General features: G+C 36.8%; 22 protein-coding genes and 1 riboswitch. Of the genes, 10 read left to right on the top strand and 12 right to left on the bottom strand.

Translation table 11 applies throughout. The features are described 5' to 3' along the window. The first annotated feature begins 94 nt into the window (after window positions 1-94). Entirely contained in the window at window positions 95-1,480 is a 1,386-nt protein-coding gene (locus AC3IS5_RS02680; RefSeq protein ID WP_489426468.1) for an alanine/glycine:cation symporter family protein, read from the top strand. A gap of 71 nt (window positions 1,481-1,551) precedes the next feature. Continuing rightward, window positions 1,552-1,776 (top strand): DUF1128 domain-containing protein, encoded by a 225-nt coding sequence (locus AC3IS5_RS02675; protein WP_489426467.1) that lies wholly within the window; start codon window positions 1,552-1,554, stop codon window positions 1,774-1,776. 56 nt (window positions 1,777-1,832) lie between these two features. On the opposite strand, the gene AC3IS5_RS02670 is transcribed toward AC3IS5_RS02675, so the two are convergent. The 4 genes from AC3IS5_RS02670 to motA all read right to left on the bottom strand — a co-directional run bounded on the left by AC3IS5_RS02670 (window position 1,833) and on the right by motA (window position 5,503). Next, window positions 1,833-2,741, bottom strand: a complete 909-nt coding sequence (locus AC3IS5_RS02670) for a pseudouridine-5'-phosphate glycosidase (RefSeq protein WP_489426466.1) — start codon at window positions 2,739-2,741, stop codon at window positions 1,833-1,835. A 3-nt stretch (window positions 2,742-2,744) separates the two neighbouring features. After that, window positions 2,745-3,836 (bottom strand): carbohydrate kinase, encoded by a 1,092-nt coding sequence (locus AC3IS5_RS02665; protein ID WP_489426465.1) that lies wholly within the window; start codon window positions 3,834-3,836, stop codon window positions 2,745-2,747. A gap of 94 nt (window positions 3,837-3,930) precedes the next feature. Further along, window positions 3,931-4,716, bottom strand: coding sequence for a flagellar motor protein MotB (gene motB / locus AC3IS5_RS02660; RefSeq protein ID WP_489426464.1), 786 nt, complete (start codon window positions 4,714-4,716; stop codon window positions 3,931-3,933). Continuing rightward, window positions 4,700-5,503 (bottom strand): flagellar motor stator protein MotA, encoded by an 804-nt coding sequence (motA, locus tag AC3IS5_RS02655; RefSeq protein WP_489426463.1) that lies wholly within the window; start codon window positions 5,501-5,503, stop codon window positions 4,700-4,702. Before motA ends, motB begins: the two co-directional genes overlap by 17 nt. Before the next feature lie 191 nt (window positions 5,504-5,694). Between motA and AC3IS5_RS02650 the strand changes: the two genes are divergently transcribed. The 4 genes from AC3IS5_RS02650 to AC3IS5_RS02635 all read left to right on the top strand — a co-directional run bounded on the left by AC3IS5_RS02650 (window position 5,695) and on the right by AC3IS5_RS02635 (window position 9,135). Beyond that, window positions 5,695-6,927: an aminopeptidase gene (locus tag AC3IS5_RS02650; RefSeq protein ID WP_489426462.1), complete on the top strand. Its 1,233-nt coding sequence runs from the start codon at window positions 5,695-5,697 to the stop codon at window positions 6,925-6,927. Between the two features lie 192 nt (window positions 6,928-7,119). Next, window positions 7,120-7,254 (top strand): hypothetical protein, encoded by a 135-nt coding sequence (locus tag AC3IS5_RS02645; protein ID WP_489426461.1) that lies wholly within the window; start codon window positions 7,120-7,122, stop codon window positions 7,252-7,254. Window positions 7,255-7,494: 240 nt separating this feature from the next. Next, window positions 7,495-8,502: a rod-share determining protein MreBH gene (gene mreBH, locus AC3IS5_RS02640; protein WP_489426460.1), complete on the top strand. Its 1,008-nt coding sequence runs from the start codon at window positions 7,495-7,497 to the stop codon at window positions 8,500-8,502. A gap of 72 nt (window positions 8,503-8,574) precedes the next feature. After that, entirely contained in the window at window positions 8,575-9,135 is a 561-nt protein-coding gene (locus AC3IS5_RS02635) for a beta-class carbonic anhydrase (RefSeq protein WP_489426459.1), read from the top strand. 162 nt (window positions 9,136-9,297) lie between these two features. Here AC3IS5_RS02635 and AC3IS5_RS02630 read toward each other — a convergent pair whose 3' ends face one another. From AC3IS5_RS02630 to AC3IS5_RS02620, 3 genes are all read right to left on the bottom strand, one after another. Further along, a complete protein-coding gene (locus AC3IS5_RS02630; RefSeq protein WP_489426458.1) occupies window positions 9,298-9,843 on the bottom strand; it encodes a GNAT family N-acetyltransferase in 546 nt (181 codons plus the stop codon). 6 nt (window positions 9,844-9,849) lie between these two features. After that, a complete protein-coding gene (locus AC3IS5_RS02625) occupies window positions 9,850-11,640 on the bottom strand; it encodes a M3 family oligoendopeptidase (RefSeq protein ID WP_489426457.1) in 1,791 nt (596 codons plus the stop codon). Window positions 11,641-11,703: 63 nt separating this feature from the next. Further along, window positions 11,704-12,474 carry a polyphosphate kinase 2 family protein gene (locus AC3IS5_RS02620; RefSeq protein WP_489426456.1) on the bottom strand — a complete coding sequence of 257 codons (771 nt, stop codon included), beginning with the start codon at window positions 12,472-12,474 and terminating at the stop codon, window positions 11,704-11,706. A 221-nt stretch (window positions 12,475-12,695) separates the two neighbouring features. Between AC3IS5_RS02620 and AC3IS5_RS02615 the strand changes: the two genes are divergently transcribed. Further along, window positions 12,696-13,424 (top strand): tryptophan-rich sensory protein, encoded by a 729-nt coding sequence (locus AC3IS5_RS02615; protein ID WP_489426455.1) that lies wholly within the window; start codon window positions 12,696-12,698, stop codon window positions 13,422-13,424. Between the two features lie 58 nt (window positions 13,425-13,482). Here AC3IS5_RS02615 and map read toward each other — a convergent pair whose 3' ends face one another. After that, window positions 13,483-14,235, bottom strand: a complete 753-nt coding sequence (gene map, locus AC3IS5_RS02610; protein ID WP_489426454.1) for a type I methionyl aminopeptidase — start codon at window positions 14,233-14,235, stop codon at window positions 13,483-13,485. A 207-nt stretch (window positions 14,236-14,442) separates the two neighbouring features. Continuing rightward, window positions 14,443-15,003 carry an energy-coupled thiamine transporter ThiT gene (thiT, locus tag AC3IS5_RS02605; protein ID WP_489426453.1) on the bottom strand — a complete coding sequence of 187 codons (561 nt, stop codon included), beginning with the start codon at window positions 15,001-15,003 and terminating at the stop codon, window positions 14,443-14,445. 134 nt (window positions 15,004-15,137) lie between these two features. Then, a riboswitch (TPP riboswitch) is annotated at window positions 15,138-15,243 on the bottom strand. 147 nt (window positions 15,244-15,390) lie between these two features. Here thiT and AC3IS5_RS02600 point away from each other — a divergent pair. From AC3IS5_RS02600 to AC3IS5_RS02590, 3 genes are all read left to right on the top strand, one after another. Next, window positions 15,391-16,461 carry a M20 family metallopeptidase gene (locus tag AC3IS5_RS02600; RefSeq protein WP_489426452.1) on the top strand — a complete coding sequence of 357 codons (1,071 nt, stop codon included), beginning with the start codon at window positions 15,391-15,393 and terminating at the stop codon, window positions 16,459-16,461. A 114-nt stretch (window positions 16,462-16,575) separates the two neighbouring features. After that, entirely contained in the window at window positions 16,576-16,845 is a 270-nt protein-coding gene (locus AC3IS5_RS02595; protein WP_489426451.1) for a hypothetical protein, read from the top strand. Window positions 16,846-16,903: 58 nt separating this feature from the next. Next, window positions 16,904-17,032 carry a hypothetical protein gene (locus tag AC3IS5_RS02590; protein ID WP_489426450.1) on the top strand — a complete coding sequence of 43 codons (129 nt, stop codon included), beginning with the start codon at window positions 16,904-16,906 and terminating at the stop codon, window positions 17,030-17,032. Window positions 17,033-17,295: 263 nt separating this feature from the next. Here AC3IS5_RS02590 and AC3IS5_RS02585 read toward each other — a convergent pair whose 3' ends face one another. The 3 genes from AC3IS5_RS02585 to cuyB all read right to left on the bottom strand — a co-directional run bounded on the left by AC3IS5_RS02585 (window position 17,296) and on the right by cuyB (window position 20,475). After that, window positions 17,296-18,525 (bottom strand): aminopeptidase, encoded by a 1,230-nt coding sequence (locus AC3IS5_RS02585; protein ID WP_489426449.1) that lies wholly within the window; start codon window positions 18,523-18,525, stop codon window positions 17,296-17,298. A gap of 2 nt (window positions 18,526-18,527) precedes the next feature. Then, on the bottom strand, window positions 18,528-19,673 hold the full coding sequence (locus AC3IS5_RS02580; RefSeq protein WP_489426448.1) for a DEAD/DEAH box helicase: 1,146 nt from the start codon (window positions 19,671-19,673) through the stop codon (window positions 18,528-18,530). A 100-nt stretch (window positions 19,674-19,773) separates the two neighbouring features. After that, entirely contained in the window at window positions 19,774-20,475 is a 702-nt protein-coding gene (gene cuyB, locus AC3IS5_RS02575; protein ID WP_489426447.1) for a cysteate racemase, read from the bottom strand. Window positions 20,476-20,477 lie beyond the last annotated feature (2 nt).

Here is a 20,477-nt window from a genome sequence, read left to right as displayed (position 1 = left end):
AGACAGAAAATTAAGAATAATAGTATATGATAGGGAAATTAATAGAAATAGGAGGAATATTTTACAAAAATAGTGTTTGAGGGGGAATTATTAAATGGATAAGTTAAATGAGATTTTAGGTTCGATATCAGGCGTATTATGGGGTATTCCATTAATTGTCTTAATCGTCGGTTCAGGGATTTATCTCACTATTCGAGTGGGTGTATTACAACTTAGACTATTACCAACAGCTCTTAGACTTGTATTCTCTAAAAAACACTCTGCAGATGCAGAAGGTGATATTTCACAATTCCAGGCTTTGACAACGGCACTTGCTGCAACAGTTGGTACCGGGAATATCGTTGGGGTTGCAACAGCAGTTGTTCTCGGTGGACCTGGTGCTATATTTTGGATGTGGTTCTCTGCATTCTTTGGTATGGCAACTAAGTATAGTGAGGCTATATTAGCAGTCCGCTTCCGCGTAAAAGATTCGAAGGGACAAATGGCCGGTGGACCGATGTATTATCTTGAGCATGGTCTTAAACAGAAATGGTTAGCTGTATTATTCGCGTTATTCGGTGTGTTAGCTTCATTTGGTATCGGTAACGGTACACAATCCAACTCAGTTGCTGGAGTTGTAAATTCTACTTTTAAAATTGATCCATGGATTACTGGTATTATTTTAACTATTTTTGTAGGTCTTGTAATTCTAGGTGGAATTCAATCTATCGGGAAAGTAACAGCTGTTTTTGTTCCTGTTATGGCTGTTTTCTATTTAGCTTCTGGTTTAATTATTATTATTATGAATATTACTGCTGTACCTGAAGCATTCATGACAATTATTAAAATGGCATTCTCTGGAGAAGCTGCTGCAGGTGGGGCAATCGGTGCCGCAATCCGCTATGGTGTTGCTCGTGGAGTATTCTCCAATGAAGCGGGTCTAGGTTCTGCTCCAATCGCTGCTGCTGCTGCGAAAACAGATTTGCCTGGTCGACAAGCACTTATTTCAATGACACAAGTTTTCTTTGATACATTCTTAATCTGTTCAATCACTGGTTTAACAATTGTTATGTCTGGTGTTTATACAAACCCAAAATTAGAAGCTAATGCAGTTACAACTCAAGCATTTGGTCACTTCTTAGGTAGTTGGGGACCAATTGTTGTAGCAATCGGATTAATTTTCTTTGCTTCTTCTACTATTTTAGGATGGGCATACTATGGAGAGAAATGTTTCCAGTATTTATTTAAAAATCCGTTTGCTCTTTTAATTTACCGTATTATTTTCGTAGGTTTCGTATTTATCGGTGCAACTATTCCACTTGATATCGTTTGGACATTCTCTGATGTTGCAAATGGCTTAATGGCCATTCCAAACTTAATTGGTCTTATTGGCTTATCAGGGATAGTTGTTTTTGAAACGAAACGTATTAAAGAAAAGCTAAAAGAAGAGAAAGAAGAAAAATTAAATAACAAAGCTGAGCAATCATCTGCAAAAGCCTAATCAATTTGTAATTGACATTCCATACATTGCATGAAATGATACTATGTATGGAACGAAAGGTAGGGAATCCTATGAATTTAACTGAACCCTCTACTGAGAATGTCATCTATATGATTGATATGATCAAAGATAAACTTCGTATGGTTAATGCCGATGCAATGAAACCAGAGCATTTTGATACCGAGCAATACGAAGACCTTGTCTATCTTTATGAAATGGTTATGAAACGTGACGCATTTAGCCCAAGTGAGATGCAAGCAATCGTAACTGAATTAGGCTCACTTCGAAAATCATAAAAAAGCTAGGAACAGCCATAATATAATGGCTTTGTTCCTAGCTTTTTTTCATCTAATTATTTATTTAAAGCTACAGCAATTTTAGAACCTACTACTGCATTATGTTTTACTAATGCGATGTTGGCTACCAAGCTCTTGCCTTCTGTTAATTCTTTTACTTTACCTAATAAGAATGGAGTTACTTTTTTACCACTAATACCATTTTCATTAGCTTCTTGCAATGCTGTTTCAATGATGTTCGTGATGAAATCGTGATCCATTGCATCTGCTTCTGGAATTGGATTAGCAATTACTGCTCCACCCTTAAGTCCAAGATCCCATTTTGCACGTAATGTTTCTGCAACTGTTTCAGGATTATCTGCACGGAAGTTTACAGCGAAATCACTTTCACGTGTGTAGAATGCCGGTACTAAGTCTGTTTCATAACCGATTACTGGAACACCTTTTGTTTCAAGGTATTCTAAAGTCAATCCGATATCTAGAATAGATTTTGCACCTGCACATACTACTGCAACATTTGTTTGTGAAAGTTCTTCTAAGTCAGCCGAAATATCCATTGTTGTTTCAGCACCACGGTGAACACCACCGATACCACCTGTTACGAACATTTCAATGCCAGCTAATTCTGCACAAATCATTGTTGCAGCTACAGTTGTAGCACCTTTTTGTTTTGTTGCTAGTAAATAAGCAAGGTCACGACGAGATGTTTTTGCAACGTCTGGTGAATTACCTAGTACTTCTAATTCTTCATCAGAAAGACCGATTTTGATTTTACCGTCTAAAATTGCAATTGTTGCTGGTACTGCACCGTTATCGCGGATGATTTGTTCTACTTCACGTGCTGTAATAACGTTTTGTGGGTATGGCATACCGTGTGAAATGATTGTAGATTCTAATGCTACGATTGGTAGCCCTTTCTCTTGTGCAGCTTTTACTTCTTCTGAGAATGATAAGTATTGTTTCATGAATTATTCCTCCAGCTCATTTTTTAATTTATTTGCAGATAACTCTGGTCTTACTGTAAATGCACTTTGTAAAGTTTTTGCTGCATTCATCAAACCATTTTGAATATTTTCAGCGAAGGGCTCTTGTAGAATCCAGCTATGTAGCAATGCCCCTACAAAAGCATCTCCTGCACCAGTTACATCTTCAACATGATCAATTTGAATTGCAGCATAGTTCTTCACAGCGAGATCTTTAGACGCTGCATAGACACCTCTACTGCCTGCTGTTATAACTACATTTTCGGCGCCTTTTTCCAATAAAGCTTGTACTGCCTTCTTCCAGTCTTCCTCTGAAGTGATCGTACTATCCAAATAGGTTTCTGCTTCATCACGATTACAGATAAACCATGTTACGCCATTTAAATCTTTTGGCATACGATCCATCTTAGGTGACGATACTGGAATTAATACAAATGGTATTTGTCTCACCAATGCAAGTTCTTTGATACTCTCGATTGTTTCTTTAGGGCAATTCAAATCCATAACGATACATGCTGCATTTGACATCGCTGCCTCGTGCTTCATCAGCAACTCTGGCACTAATAGATCATATACATCCATATTCGCTACAGCTAAAAGCATTTCTCCTTGCTCATCTAAAACTGCCGTATAGGAACCCGTTGAAGCGTTTTGGAATTGTTCTACGTTAGAAACATTCATATAGCTTGCTGAAGCTTCCTTAATAGCGTTCCAATCTGAATCCTTACCTGCACCTGTTATAAGTGATACATGGTGTCCTAGGCGTCCTAAATTTTCGGCGATGTTTCGAGTTACTCCACCGATACTTTGAGTAACGGCAGCAGGATTAGACGTACCCAACTGAGCTTTACCTTTAATATGAAACTTACGGTCCATATTAGCTCCACCGATACAAATCACTTCATTTTCTTCCGGCAATATATACGCCCTCCCGACAATTTTACCTTGACGTGTTAATCCTGAGATAATATTCGCTAAAGCGGGTCTAGACATCTTTAACTCTTCAGCCATTTCTTGTTGGGACAAAAATGGGTTTTGGCGAATAAGCTTTAGGATCATTAACTCTTTTTCATTCATGTCATCACCCTCAATACATTTGTTTAGATTATAAACTTTTGTTTTAAGAATGTCAAAAAAAAAAAACGATATGTAAAATACATATCGTTTTTTCTTATTCTGATTTTGCTGATGTTTCTTTTTCGTTTGTATTTGTACCATCCTTTTTCACTAAAGGTTGAATAAGTACCTCTACGCGTCTATTCTTTGCACGACCTTCATCCGTCTTATTAGATGCAACAGGTTCATTTTCTCCATATCCTTTTGCGCTAAAGAATGCTGGATCAAGTTTAGCATTTTCATCTACAACTAATTTCAAGAAATTAACTGCTCGCATAACACTTAGCTCCCAGTTCGAAGCAAATTCTGCATTATTCATAGGTACATTATCTGTATATCCTGTAATGATGACATGACGCGCTGGATCGAATACAAGTAACTCGGATAATTCTTTCGCAATATTCTGATACTCTTCTTTTACATTAGCTTTACCTGGATCAAAGAGAATACTATCACGAATTGTAACGAGTAATCCTTCATCTGTTAGCTTTGTTGCGAATTGCTTTTCAAGCTCATTCACAGCAATAAATTCATCTACATTCCCTTTTATCTGCGATAAGGCTTCTTGATCTTCTAAATATGCTGAGTCACTATCTTTTTCTGAGCTTTTTGGCTTTTGTGGTTCAACTGGTGATGGCTGCTCAAAAACGCCATCACCTGAATCGAAGATAGAACTAAAAACTGTAGAAAGCTGTTGCATTTTTTGTACATCGACGGTACTAGAAGCAAATAAGACGATAAAGAGCGCTAATAATAATGTTAGGATATCGGCATATGGAATTAGCCAAGATTCATCTGTATGTTCTTCATGCCTTTTTCTTCGTTTAGATCTCTTTGCCAAGGCCACTCGCCCCGCTTTCGTCCATTATTTGAGAGCGATCTTCTTTGGTTAAATAAGATGCCAATTTCTGTTCGATTACGCGAGGAGCTTCACCTTCTAGAACCGATAAAATACCTTCAATCATCATTGTTTTTTGACGAATTTCTTGGCTAGATTTACGTTTTAACTTATTTGCAAATGGATGCCATAATACATATCCTGTGAAGATACCTAGAAGTGTCGCTACGAACGCTGCTGAAATAGCATGTCCCAATTTATCAATATCGTTTAAATCTCTTAGTGCCGCGATAAGCCCAATTACTGCACCAAGTACCCCTAAAGTCGGGGCATATGTACCTGCTTGCGAGAAAATCAAAGCTCCACTTGCGTGGCGATCTTCCATCGCTTCCACTTCTTCGTTTAAGACGTCGCGGATATAATCTGCATTTTGACCATCAATAGCCAAAGTCAATCCATTTTTCAAAAACGGATCATCAATTTCGGATACTTTGCTTTCAAGTGCAAGTAGCCCTTCACGACGAGCTAAATCTGCCCATTGTGAAAACATTTTAATAATCTCTACATCACTTACTAACTTTTGCTCCTTGAAGATAAGACCAAACAGCTTAGGTATACGTTTTAGTTCACTCTTAGGAAATGCGATCGTAATCGCTGCGATCGTACCGAAGATGATAATAAGTATCGCTCCTGGATTCAGTAATGCATCAGGAGTAACACCTTTAAAATACATTCCTGCTAATAGCGAAACAAAAGCTATTATTAAACCAATAATCGATGATAAATCCATTTTAGTACCCCCAAAATCGTCATTCTTTTTTTTATTTCGGTTTATATTTCATTATTTTAATAATCTATTGCAAACAATAGAAGATATTTGCCGAAATTTCGTGAAAAGGACAAAAATATGGTCCTTGACTTTTTCTTTTATAATCTTTCAAAAATTGTTACAATTAACTTAAATTAAGGAGGAATGTCGTCATGATTTCATTCAATGAGAAATTAGATCGTTATGCTGAACTTGCTGTTAAAATAGGTGTCAACATCCAACCAAATCAATTTCTTTACATTAGCACTTCTATTGATAATGTAGAGTTAGTCCGTTTAATTACTAAAAAGGCTTATGCGGCTGGTGCTAAACAAGTATTTGTTGATTTCGCGGATGATCAAATTAATCGTTTACGTTATGAGTTAGCTCCTGCAGACTCTTTTGACTTTTACCCACATTGGAAAACAGAAGAACGCAATTGGTTAGCAGAACAAGGTGCTGCTTTCATAAGCATTGTTTCGCAAAGTCCAGATTTACTAGCAGGGATTGAATCTAGCCGTATCTCTGCATTCCAAAAAGCTACGGGTAAAGCCTTGAGTAAATATAGAGAATATGCACAATCTGATAAAATCAGTTGGAATGTTATTGCAGCATCTTCTAAAGATTGGGCTGCCAAAGTGTTCCCTGAACTACCTCAAGATCAACAAGTTGAGCAACTCTGGGACGCTATTTTCAAAGCTGTAAGAGTTGATGTAGCAGATCCAATCCAAGCCTGGAAAACACTTGATGAATCACTGCACGACAAAGTATCCTATTTAAACGAAAAAAAATACCATAAATTACATTACCGTGCGCCTGGAACAGATCTTACAATCGAGCTTCCTAAAAATCATTTATGGTGTGGTGGCGGAAGTATCAATGAGAACGGTAAAGAGTTTATGGCTAATATGCCTACAGAAGAAGTATTCACTGCACCTTTTAAAACTGGTGTTAACGGTTATGTTTCTAGTACTAAACCATTAAGCTATGGTGGCAATATTATAGATCAATTTAAAATTACCTTTGAAAACGGTCGAATCGTGGATGTAACTGCTGAGCAAGGTGAGGAAGTACTAAAACAACTTGTAGCTACTGACGAAGGTTCACATTATTTAGGTGAAGTTGCTTTAGTTCCGCACAATTCACCTATTTCACAATCAGGTCTATTATTCTATAACACACTGTTTGACGAAAATGCTTCCAACCATTTGGCTATTGGTAGTGCTTACGCTTTCAACATAGAAGGTGGTAAAACCATGTCTCGTGAAGAGATTGCCGAGAATGGCTTAAACCAAAGTTTAACACATGTAGATTTTATGATTGGTTCTGACAAAATGGATATAGACGGTATTACGGAAGATAACAATGTAGAACCAATATTCCGCCAAGGAAGCTGGGCATTTTAATATTCCAACAAGTATTCTATAAAACACAATATAACTTTCATTTTTCACACTAAATTCTACTTAAGTGTACAACTTACGTACATATAAGGCATTGGTAAAATGGTAATCCATAAATTAGACTTATCTTGTAACATAATATCATGTATACTGGTAGATAATGAATCTTTAATAATGGTAGAGAGGAGTTTTATCATGGGTACATTTATAGTAACAGTTTTAGGATTTTCAGCTCTTATCCTAATTACTGGTGGAATCCTTATTCACTATTTACTAGTAGGATTAGATACTTCAACTGCATCTCTTGTTGATCCAAAACCAAAAAACTAACTTTTAATCCTAAACAGTTACTTAAAAGTAACTGTTTTTTTATATTTTCCTCACAATTTTGTAACAAACTTGTGACACAATAAACCTAAATCCCTCTACATTTTCCAAAAATTGATTATTATAAAATACTAATATCATATTTTTTCTTTCTACGATTTACAACTTCCAAAATGTAACATAGGGGTTTTATCGTTTTTCCTCTATACTTATGAGGCAATGTTATAAGGGAGGAACTATACAATGTTTTCAACAACTGCAATTGGAATCGATCTTGGCACAGCCAATACGTTAGTATATACAAAAAACAAAGGGATTTTATTAAATGAACCATCAGTTATTTCAATAAATACAACTACAAATGAAGTCATCGCAATCGGTACTGAAGCGAAGAATATGATCGGTAAAACGCCCGCGAATATTCAAGCAATCCGTCCGCTTCGTGATGGTGTCATTGCCGACTTTGATATGACTACCGAAATGATTAAAGTCATTATGCAAAAGGTCGGAAAAATTATTGGTGGCTCACTCCGTAAACCGAGTGTAATTGTCTGCACTCCCTCTGGAGCTACTTCAGTTGAGCGCTTAGCTATAAAAGATGCTGTAAAACAATGTGGTGCTAAAGAAGTCTTCTTAATCGAGGAACCGGTTGCTGCTGCAATCGGTGCTGACCTTCCTGTTAGTGAACCTATCGCAAGTGTCATCGTTGATATCGGTGGAGGAACAACAGAGGTTGGAATCATTTCATTTGGTGGCGTTGTTACTTCAAACACTATGAAACTAGGTGGCGACCGAATGAATGAAGAAATCATTCATTTTGCACGTAAGGAATACAGCGTGCTAATCGGTGAACATACTGCTGAGAATATAAAGAAAGAAATTGGTTATGCTTTAATCCAACATGACAAAGAGTTCATGGAAGTACGCGGTAGAGATATCGTTACTGGCTTACCAAAAACGATCACATTAAATTCAGAAGAAATTCAAAGTTGTCTAAAAGAATCTCTTCTTTCAATCTTAGAGGTTATCCGTAGAACATTAGAAAGCTGTCCACCAGAGTTATCTGGAGATATTGTAGACCGTGGCGTTGTATTAACAGGTGGCGGTTCTCTTTTAAAAGGTATGCCTGAATGGCTTTCAGATGAACTACTTGTTCCTGTTATTCTAGCTCCATCACCATTAGAATCTGTTGCAATTGGTACTGGACGCTCTCTAGATACAATGAACCTTTTACAAAAATTGAATTCATAAATTCGTTAAAACTTATTCTCTTTTCTGAATAGTTATTCTAAAATAAGTATGTAAGGAAAGGGGAACGGTTTAATGTCCATTATAAATGAGATTCTTACATTCAATGAAACCTTTGTAGAAGAAAAGCACTATGAGCCTTTTATTACAAGTAAATTCCCAGATAAGCATTTTGTTATCTTAACATGTATGGATACTCGCCTTGTGGAACTATTACCAAAAGCGATGAATTTACGTAATGGCGATGTCAAAATCGTTAAAAGTGCGGGTGCAACATTAAATCATCCATTTGGCGGTATTATGCGTAGTCTACTTGTTGCAATTTATGAGTTACAAGCAGATGAAATTTTTGTTATTGGGCATTACGATTGTGGTATGAGTGCAGTTAACCCTGACAACATGTTAGCTAAAATGGTTGATCGTGGTGTCTCTCAAGATACGATTGATCTTCTAAATTACTCTGGTGCAAACTTACATGAATGGTTAAGAGGCTTTGATGATGTAACCGAAAACGTTCGAAATAGTGTTGAAATGATTCGAAGTCATCCTCTAGTTATCGACTCTATTCCCGTTCATGGTTTAGTAATTGATCCAAGCACTGGTCGTCTTGATGTAGTTGAAGACGGTTCAAAATAATTGATATGACAAAAAGCGAGTGTCACTTTTCAAGTGACACTCGCTTCTTCTTTTTAAAACAGAAATCGACGCATTTCCCAGGAAATGATTCGCTAATTATTTCATTCCGTACAGCATTCCTCTGACAGTACTTTTCCATCTCCGCCAGACGGCCTTGCCCTTTCAAAAATCATCATCTATATATGAATACAAATAATGATCTTCCCAGTTTCCATTAATGTACAATAGCTTTCTTAATAATCCTTCACGTTGGAATCCTGTTTTCTCTAAAACGCGGACAGAGCCAATGTTTTTAGGCGATACATAAGCTTCTACTCGATGTAGCGACAAATCTTCAAAGGCGAATTTAACTACTAGTTCTAGTGCCTCAGATGCAATTCCTTGGCCAACATAACGCTTATCTACTGAATAACCGACAAAAGCACTTGCAAATGGTAATCTCTTGATAGAATAAATCGAAATATGTCCTACAAGATCCGACGTTCCCATTGCAAATATTGCGAAACTATACTCGCGGTTGAGTCTCATACGCTGAATAGACTCAATAATTTTCTTTCTTTGAGTGTGTTCTGTATAAAACTCATCCTCATGTAATGGCTCATAAATCGACCAATAGCGCTTATTACGCTTTACTAGATTTGTGAATGCCGAAACATCGGCTTCATCTAATGTTCGTAAATAGCAGCGATTTCCTTCAAGAAACATCATGTCAGATCACCCTTTTTGAGTGGTTAATTCTAAAAACTGTTCAACATCCTGTTCACATATACGAATTCCCTTTTCCCAGAATGCCTTTTCTGTAATATCCTCACCTAAATGTTTCATCGCTAAATCTTCTACAGACATAACAGCTGTATCTTGTAATAAAGAGATATATTTATCTTCAAAGCTACTACCTTCTGCTTTTGCTTTAGCATAAATACTTAATGAGAACAAATAGCCAAATGTATATGGAAAATTATAAAACGGCACACTTGTCATATAGAAGTGTAATTTTGAAGCCCAGAAGTGAGGATGAGCAACATTCAGCGCACCTGCATAAGCTTCCTTCTGTGCCTCCTCCATTATTTCATTCAAGCGATGAGCTGGTACTATCCCTGACTCACGTTCTTCATAAAAACGTGTTTCAAATAAGAATCGAGCATGAATATTCATGAAGAATGCTACACTGCGCTGAATTTTATCCTCAAGTAATGCTATTTTTTCATCTTCTGATTTTGCTTCTTGAACAGCTGCATCTGCAACAATCATTTCAGCAAATGTAGAAGCTGTTTCTGCAACACCCATTGCATAGCCAGTATTCAAAGTATGAATTGGGCGTAATGCATACGTATGGAATGCATGACCTAGTTCATGAGCTAATGTTGCAACATTAGACATAGTACCGCTATAAGTCATGAAAATACGTGATTCCTTCGTTAATGGTAATCCAGTACAAAATCCACCCGGACGTTTATTTGGGCGGTTTTCAGCTTCAACCCAGCCGTTTTCAATTGCATGTGTAGCAAAAGCTTCTAGATTCTTGCCAAATCTTCCAAAATTTTTGATAACAAATGCTGCACCTTCTTGATAAGAAATCGTTTCAGTTGATGCAGTAATTGGAGCATCTAAATTGAACCAATCCATTGTACTTGTGTTTAATAGCTCTGCTTTACGCTTTAAATATTCTGCGAAAGGTGCTTTATGGTCTGTAATTGCACTCCACATTGCATCAATCGTTTCAGGCTGCATACGGTTAGTTTGAAGTGGCTCTTGTAATACCGAATCCCAACCTCTTTTTTTGTATGTAGCTAACCGGAACCCTGCTATATGATTCAACGTTTTTGCAAAGAATTCCTCTTTTTCAGTCCAGGTTTTTTCAAGAGCTTCATAAGCCGCTTGACGCACTGTAGCATCTGGATGTGAACTTAAGTTATTTGCTTGACCTACAGAAAGCTCTTTTTCCTCACCATCAATTGTAAAAGGAATTTTAATATCGCTAATCAATAGATCATACATTTCTCCCCAAGCATTATAACCATCTACCTTTAATGCGGAAATAATATTCTCTTCCTGCTCAGAAAGTTTTAATTTAGTTTCATCTCGCCATTCGTTTAAAGTGAAATTAAATTGTGATAACTCCTCAGTAGCAAGTAGTTCTGTCCACTTTTCTTCTTCTATGGCACTTAGTACTTGTTGAAATTGCAATTTAATTGGAGCGAAATTCGCAGCTAATGATGAAATTTCACTTCGTAGTAAAGATGCCTTTTTATCAGTCATATCTTGTGCTTGTAAACACGATACAAATGAACCGGTTTGCCCCATATTAATATATACTTCTTTCATTAATTCTAGAACATTTAAAATGGATTTAGAATCTTCTGCTACAATACTTGAAACTGCATTTTGTAGTTCTTCTAATTCAACTTGGATTCTGTCTAATTGGATTCTTAATTCTTCTGAATTACTACCTCCTGCAAATACGCTCTCTAAATCCCATACTTCTGGAAATTTATCATTTGTCATATTCAAGCCTCCATTACCAAATTATCTTACATATTCAGTATAATACTTCCGGAACCGAAATAGTTAGACTTCTTCGCTAATAGTTTCAGAAGGATCAGTAATTTGTAATCCTCTTCGTTCACATTCTCTTGTGACATGTGCAATTACTTCTTTTAACACTTGAATTCGTGCGTACTTTTTATCCTCACCAGATATTAAAATCCACGGTGCATGAGGTTTATCTGTCTTCTTGAACATATCATTTGCTGCTTCAACATAGAGTGGCCACTTGTCACGATTTCGCCAATCTTCATCTGTTAATTTCCATTTTTTATAAGGATCTTCTTGTCGTTCTTTAAATCGATTTAATTGTTCTTCTTTTGACACTTGAATCCAGTATTTTGCTACGATATAGTTATCATCTGTAAGTAGTTTTTCAAATTGGTTAATTTCTTCGTAGGCACGTTGCCAATCTTCTTGTTTAGCAAAGCCTTCAATACGTTCTACTAGTACTCGCCCATACCATGAACGATCGAAAATACCGATTTGCCCTTTGTAAGGTATGCGCGTCCAAAAGCGATGTAGATAGTTGTATTTCAGTTCGAAGGGTTGCGGTGCCGCAATTGGGTGTACAATATACCCACGAGGATCCAGTCGCTGTGTTAAGCGTTTAATGGCTCCACCTTTGCCAGCTGCGTCCATTCCTTCAAATGCTAACACAAGCCCAATATTATGATTAAACAAGAACTGTTGAATATTTAAAAGTTCAAATTGTAATTTTTTTAGTTCCTTTTTGTAGGAAGGTTTATCGTTTAGATGTTTATCTAATTTCATATCTTCAATGCGTTTACTCACTTTAACCTCTCCTTTAACATTTATACTATTATTTTACAGCAAATTCTTCTGAAATGATATTTGTTGTTCTAACTAATCGAATGTATACTTTATATATATGATTTAAAATTGGTAGAGATTGTTTGTATATTTACGCAATGGATAACGAGATACTTTTCTACTTTGGAGTGCAACAAAGCTCAGATTTCCATACTATTCCCAACATGAAGGAGGAGATTTTATTGGGGAGATTAATTATTATTACCATCGCTTATATTGCAATGGTAACCGTGAACTTAGCTGCTAATATTCTTCCACTAAATGGTCAAACTACTGGCGAAATCTCCGAAAGTTATACGGTTCTTTTCACTCCAGCACGATATGTTTTTACTATTTGGGGCTTTATATACATAATTTTAGCTTACTGGATTTATAAGCATTGGTTCAATTATCAGAGTAAGAACACGATTTCTATTCAACAAACACTGTTATTTACAGCCAGTTCACTACTTAATATTTTGTGGATTTTCCTGTGGCATTATAATTACTTCCAACTTACGGTTGTCGTAATGCTTCTATTGTTAACTTGTTTAGCACTTCTATATTTTTCATATAGTAATGATGAACAAACATGGTCAAAACGCATACCCATTTCCATTTACTTTGCTTGGATGTGCGTAGCAACAATCACAAATATCTCTTTTGTTTTAACGCATAATCATTGGAATGGCTTGGGTTTAAGTAATCCTTTGTGGGCTGTTATTATGCTTACCCTAGGTACCGCTATTGCACTTCATATTCGTTTCCACCATTATGATATTTATTTTCCTATCGTCTTCATTTGGGCTTATATAGGGATTGCGATAAAAAATGGCTTTGAGGAATTACTAGTAACGACCGCAGCACTTTTTTTAAGTGGTGTCTTATTGGCAGGAATCTTATTTATAAAAAAGCAAAAGCCTTCTAAATAACTGTAGAAAACAAAAAGGCCTCCCTTGACGAAAATTCAAGGGAGGCTTTTTTATTATTTTAATCTAATTTAGTTGTAATAATAGGTTCACCATCTGTTACGATGATTGTATGTTCATATTGTGCAACTAGTGATTTGTCAGGCGTTATAAATGTCCAACCATCACCTGATTCAACGATATGTTCTGCTTTTTGAGAGATGAACGGTTCAACAGCTAAAACCATACCTTCTTTTAAAATTGTGCGATCCCATGCATCAAAATAATTTAATACATGTTGTGGATCTTCATGAAGTGAACGGCCAATACCATGACCTGTTAAGTTCATAATAACCGCTAGACCGTTTGCTTTTGCTTCACGTTCAACTGCTTTACCAATTTGGTTTAAACGAGCACCTGGTTTTACTTTCGTCATCGCACGATCAAATGCACTTTCTGCAACTTGACAAAGTTTATCGATTTCTGGGTAAGATCCATCACCTACAACAAATGACACGCCAGTATCTGCAAAATAGCCATCAACATGACCAGAAACGTCAATATTAATAAGGTCTCCCTCTTTTAACATAAGGTTCCCTGGAATACCGTGTGCAACCTGTTCGTTCACACTTATACATGTGTATCCAGGAAAATCATATTCACTTTTAGGTCCTGAAACGGCTCCATTTTCTTCAAATAAACGGCCACCAATTTCATCTAATTCTTTAGTTGTAATTCCTGGTTTTGTTGCTGCCTTCATTGCTTCACGGATTTGGGCCATCACACGTCCGGATTTTTTCAATCCTGCAATTTCTTCTTGAGTTATAGCTATCATTTTATACGGTCCCTTCTTCTCATATGTCTACTCTCTACTATAACACTTTTTTTGCAAAATGAAGAACATGAAAATCGAGTATCTTGCTATTTCAAATGTCTATATATTTAGAATAATTTTGTTTAATTCTTATATTAGATATATGAAATTGCGTCACTGAAAGTACTAAAAGAGGATCCCATCTATTAAGGAATCCTCTTTTGTGTATCAATTTTTTTGTTGTAATAAACGAGGTGCTGATGTAAATAAAAGTACAGCTACAACCGCTGTTAATATAGTAGCTGGCAACATATACGTACCATTATAAATTATAGAATACAAATATGCATTTTGATCACCTGCATATTCGCTAAAGAAGACAATCCCTGCTGTAGTATGAGCAAGGTATCTCAATAAACCCCCAAGTGTTGTACCTAACACAATATACAAAGTCATTGCTTTTTTGTTTAATTGCTTACTCGCTGCAAACACTGGTTGTCTCACCACACCAGCAAGTCCGACAGCAGTAAATGCTATAAAATAATCGATAAATCCTTGAATGGGTGTAAAAATTGAAGCACCCATCGCCACTTGCAATAAACCAATTAAAAATCCGGTAATTAAACCACCTGATACACCCCATCGGAATGCCATTAAGACAATTGGTACCATAACCAGGCTAATAGAACCACCTTGAGCCCATAGCTTAAATGACAACTGATCCAAAATTAAACCGATTGCAGCAAAAATCGCAATCTCGATTAAAAACAACAATTTCTTTTTATCCAAAATAAATATCCTCCCGTAGTTCTGATGTAGAACACACAAGACCTCAACGTATCCCAATTGCAAATGGGCTCTAGATAGTAAAACTTTAGGCAACAAAAAAACGACATCAGGACAGGTCCTGACATCGGTTATATGTCGGTTTCTATCCACATTCCTACGCAAGCATTAACTTACAGGTTCAAAGGGTTAGAACTTTGGGTTCACTCTCAGCCGACCATTTCGGCTCCCCTTGTGGTAAATACATCATTTAATTGTAATTATAGAACAACCCTATTGTACTTAAACAATTCTCTTATTTCAATAGATTACTCTGAAATGTTTGAGAGATCTCTTTCAAACATGTATATAATGAACAAAATGGGATTTAATGAGAGGAGTTGTAATTAAGTGATTGATTTACTTAAAAAGTTAATTACATATAAAAGTGATACACCTATTGGGGCAAATGAAGCTTTACAATTTTGTGCTAATTGGCTCGAGCAACAAGGTATAGATGTTAACCTACATCAAAATAATGGACTTGATATTTTAACAGCTGAAATTGGGCAAGGCGCAGATTGTCTTATCTGGAACGGCCATGTCGATGTCGTCCCAGCAGTAATTGAACAATTCACCCCATTTATAGATGGTGACCTATTATACGGCCGTGGAGCTGCTGATATGAAAGCTGGAGTCGCGGCGATGATGTTCAGCTTTGTAGAACTATCTAAATCAGCTGACAAGCTGCCGAGACGCCTTCAACTTCATCTGGTGACAGACGAAGAAACTGGTGGTGAAAATACATCAGGATGGCTTGCCCGTAATGGGTATAATGGTCAATTTGTTATTTGTGGTGAACCTACACAATTGCAAATTGGTTTACAAGCAAAAGGCATTCTTCAATTCGAAATTCAATTCAAGGGTAAAGCATCACATGGTAGTCGTCCTTGGGAGGGGCTAAATGCTGTTTTACAAGCCATGCATTTCCACTCAAAACTGTTAGAATCACCAATAACAATTGCTCGTAATGAATTTTATGATTCTCCATCGATTAATTTGGCTACAATACAAGCAGGAGAACGTTTTAATGTCGTCCCAGATCAGTGCAATGTACGTTATGATATCCGATATGTTCCAGGACAATCAGCTGAAGTTATTCTACATGACATTCAAAAAATTCTAGATGAAGAAAAAATCCAAGCTGAAATCATTATTCACAGTATTGCTCCCGCAGTTACAACAAATGCTGATGATCCATTTGTTTTATCATTAATAAAAACAACTGCTGCAGTTTGCGACAAGCAGGCCAAGCTATTTGGACAACATGGATCTGCTGATACTCGATTTTATGCTGCAGATGGCGTAGGAGCCATTGAATTCGGCCCAACTGGAGCAGATTGGCATGGTCCCGCTGAATATGTCAGCATTTCATCTGTATACCGTTACGCAAATATAATAAAAGCACATGCATTGAGTTGAATCTTTTTGGGTGTTCTAGCGTAGATAATAATATGAATGGAGGTGCTTGGACTGGATAACAATCGAGTAATGTCGGCATTATGTTATTTTAGTATTTTTTTTGCAGGATTTATTTTGCCAGTAATTGTTTATTTTATCAGTGCTGATTCGAGTGTAAAAAACCATGCGAAAAGAGCATTCATATCACATCTTTTACTCATTATCCCATCCATTATCGGTTTCATTATTTTCTTTATCGTATTTGGATTTTATGGCAGTGGTTCTGATAATTTTATTAGTACAGGTCCTATTTTAATAATCTCGTTTATCATTTTAGAAATCCTACTATCTGTAGCAGTGATCATTTGGAATATCATCCAAGGGGTTCGTGTACTACGCGTTTAAGATGAAGCATCAATGGGAATAAATTATTATTAGCTTATAAGAAATGGAGTGCTACTAAATGAAAGTAAGAAACGTAGTAAAAACTGCTATTAAATTAGCGCCAATTATTTATCCAATCGTTATTAAAGTTATTGATTCTCGTAAAGCAAAATTAAAACAAGCGCCCACAACAAGATATAAACCATAATATTAATTGCTCTTATGCGGATAAATCCATGCATAGGGGTTTTTTTATGGAATTGTGATTGTTGCTTTAACTCTGGGATTTGTTGCGCTAACTGAGTCGTTTGTTGCACTAACTCAGTTGTTTGTTGCGCTAACTCACCTGTTTGTTATTTAGCAGAATATTCATGTCCTCCCCTATTCCAAATTACAGCTAAACATCCCCCACTTTACAACAAAAAAACTGGTACGCCCATCAAGGAGGCGTACCAGTTTTTACTCATTTATTTAAAATGCCCAACTACCTTCGCGGAAGATTGGTTCTACTGTACCATCTGCTAAAACACCGTCGATATTCATGTCGGCACTACCAATCATGAAATCCTCATGTGTAATAGAAGTATTAATACCGTGCTCTTCCAGCTGTTCGGGAGATAGTGCACTACCACCTTCGTAGCATGTTGGATATGCTTCACCAATAGCTAAATGATTCGAAGCATTTTCATCAAATAATGTGTTGAAGTAAAGAATATTCGATGCAGAGATTGGTGATTCATGTGGCACTAATGCTACTTCACCAAGATATTTTGAACCTTCATCAGCTTTGATCAATTCTTGTAATAGATCATTGCCCACGCCAGCTTCAGCTTTGACGATTTCGCCATTTTCAAATGTTAATTTGAAGTCATCAATGATATTGCCTTGGAAGACAAGTGGTTTTGTATTTGATACAGTTCCGTTAACTCCATATTTTGATGGCATTGTATATACTTCTTCCGTCGGCATATTAGCCACAAATGAAGTATTCTCTGGTGTTTTACTAGCACCAGTTTGCCAAATATGTTTGTCAGGCAATTCGATTGTTAAATCAGTTCCTGGTGCTGTGTAGTGAAGTTTTGCAAAGCGTTTAGCATTCAGTATTGCAGCACGAGTGTTTAGATTTTCTAAATGCCCATGCCAGTTTTCAACAGCATTTCCATCGCCAATACGAACTGTTTTGAAAATTGCTTCCCATAAGGCTTCCACTTGCTTATCAGCTTCTACATTCGGGAATACTTTCGCTGCCCATTGCTTCGACGGAACGGCAATGATTGCCCATGCAACTTTATCATTCATAACAGCATTGCGGTAATTCGCTAATGCTTTACCTGCTGCTTTTTGTTGTGCAGATAACTTAGACACAGGGACACCCGATAATAAATCTGGATCTGCGGCATCAATCCATAATAAGGCACCTTTTCGTTCGATTAGTTCGTCACGCTGTTCACTAATCCAACGGGGGTATTTTGCGAATTCATCCTCAGGAGCATTATCAAAAAAAGCGCGGTCAATCTCTCCATCAGAAAAATTGACAGTAACGCGGCCTGCTCCTGCTGCATATGCTTCATTTACAACTAAGCGTGTAAACTCAATTGTATCTGTAGTTGTGTTAATTAGAAGTGTTTGACCTTTTTGAATATTAACGCCTACTTTTACAGCAAGCTCAGCAAATTGTGCTAATTTCTCCTGGAATGACATTCTTATTTGCCCCTTTTCACAGTAGGTTTTGTTGTTCCTTCGATTAATTTTCCAGCTGTCCACGTTTTTTCAACGGGTTTTGATGGCAACTCACGAGTCCATTTACGATACGTATGCTCTTCATGGTGTGCAAGCAATGTTAATACTTCACCATCTGCTCCTGCACGTCCTGTACGGCCTGAACGATGTAAGTATTGCTCCATTGTATGTGGTACATCTACATGTATTACATGTGTTAGACCTTCAATATCTAATCCACGTGCAGCTACATCTGTAGCGATTAAAACACGCGCTTCGCCTTTACGGAACGAATCTAGTGCTTTTTTACGTTCTTCTTTTTTCATTTCTGAGTGTAAAACAACAATTGGTGCAGCACGATATGATAATTTTGTTTCTTTCATCAATAATTGATCTAAATTATTTACAAATGCTAAACCACGTAATCCTTCTACATTTGAAAGCTTACGTAACATTTCTGTTTTATTTCTCTCTTCGATTTTCATAAATGAATGTGTTACTTTGCCTTGGTTTGGCATTTCATCTAAGCTAACTTTGAAGCGTACAGGCTCATTCATCATACGTGCAGCAACTAGCTCGATTTCCTCCGTAATTGTTGCAGAAACAACAGCAACTTGGCGATCATGACTTGCTCCATCGATAAATGATTTCACTAATACGCGATAGTCACGACTTAGAAGTTGATCACCTTCATCAAGGACAATTTTCGTTAGTTCATGAAGCTTTAGTTTTTTTGCTTTTACTAATTCATTTAGACGTCCTGGTGTTCCGACAACGATTGTTGGTTTTTTCTTTAGTTTATCAATTTGACGTTGTGGATTTGCACCACCTATTAATGGAACAACTGTAATGTTCGTTCCTGCAACCCATGTACGGATAACTTCAACAATTTGCATACATAACTCTTGTGATGGAGCGATAATTAATGCTTGTGTCGCTTTTTTAGAACCATCAACTGTTTGTAATATTGGTAAAAGATACGCAAGTGTTTTACCTGTTCCTGTTGGAGATTCTGCTACGACGTCTTTGCCCTCCAGTAATGCAGGAATCATTTCATCTTGGATTGGCATTGTATGTTCAAAAGTCCATTTTTTTTGTAAATCTTCATTTAATAATGTTAAAAAAGACATTGCTGTTCCACCTTCTCTCATTCACATTTAATAATGTGAAATATAGTTTTTATATAAAAACCTGCCCTTTAATTGAGATGAAAGGACAGGTTTTTGCGCTCTAATCTAGTAATTCATATCCACAACTAACAATAGCACAATCAGCAAGTACAAGTAACGAATCAATATAAGAATCATCAAGAGTAAGCTCACGGTTCACAATTGAGAGCTCTGTACATCCTAAAATAATACGATCACAGCCTTCAGCTTTTATCGCTTCTTCAATCAAATTCCATTCGTTACGTGTAACGGTTTTTCCAGCTTTCACATAGTCATAAATGATAGACATGACTTGCTTTTGCAGCTGTTCATTTGGAATAACTGGTTCTAATCCAACCTCTTCCAATGCATGTTGATACACGCCAGAGGTAAGGGTACCACTTGTTGCTAATACTCCAACGCGTTTTGCACCGAGTTGCTTTGCTTTATTAGCTGTTTCTCGAATCATATGAAGTACTGGTACTGGTGAGTTTTCTTGTAGCTCATCATAAAATGTATGTGCTGTGTTACAAGGAATTGCAATTAGCTCCGCTCCAGCAGTTGCTAGCTTATGCGTATCCTCAACCATTAAAGGTACCGGACTTGGTTCAGATGGATTCAGAATATGAGCTGTTCTGTCAGGAATACGCGTATCATTATCTATAATGAAATGTACATGTTCCTGATCTGTGAAAGCCTTCGTTCTGCGGACAATCATTTCCCCTACAAGCATTGTTGCAAGTGGTCCTACTCCACCAATAATACCTAATGTTTTTTTATTCATGA

The organism is Viridibacillus sp. KH_047 (assembly GCF_057838945.1).
This window is presented reverse-complemented; position numbering and strand designations above follow the sequence as displayed.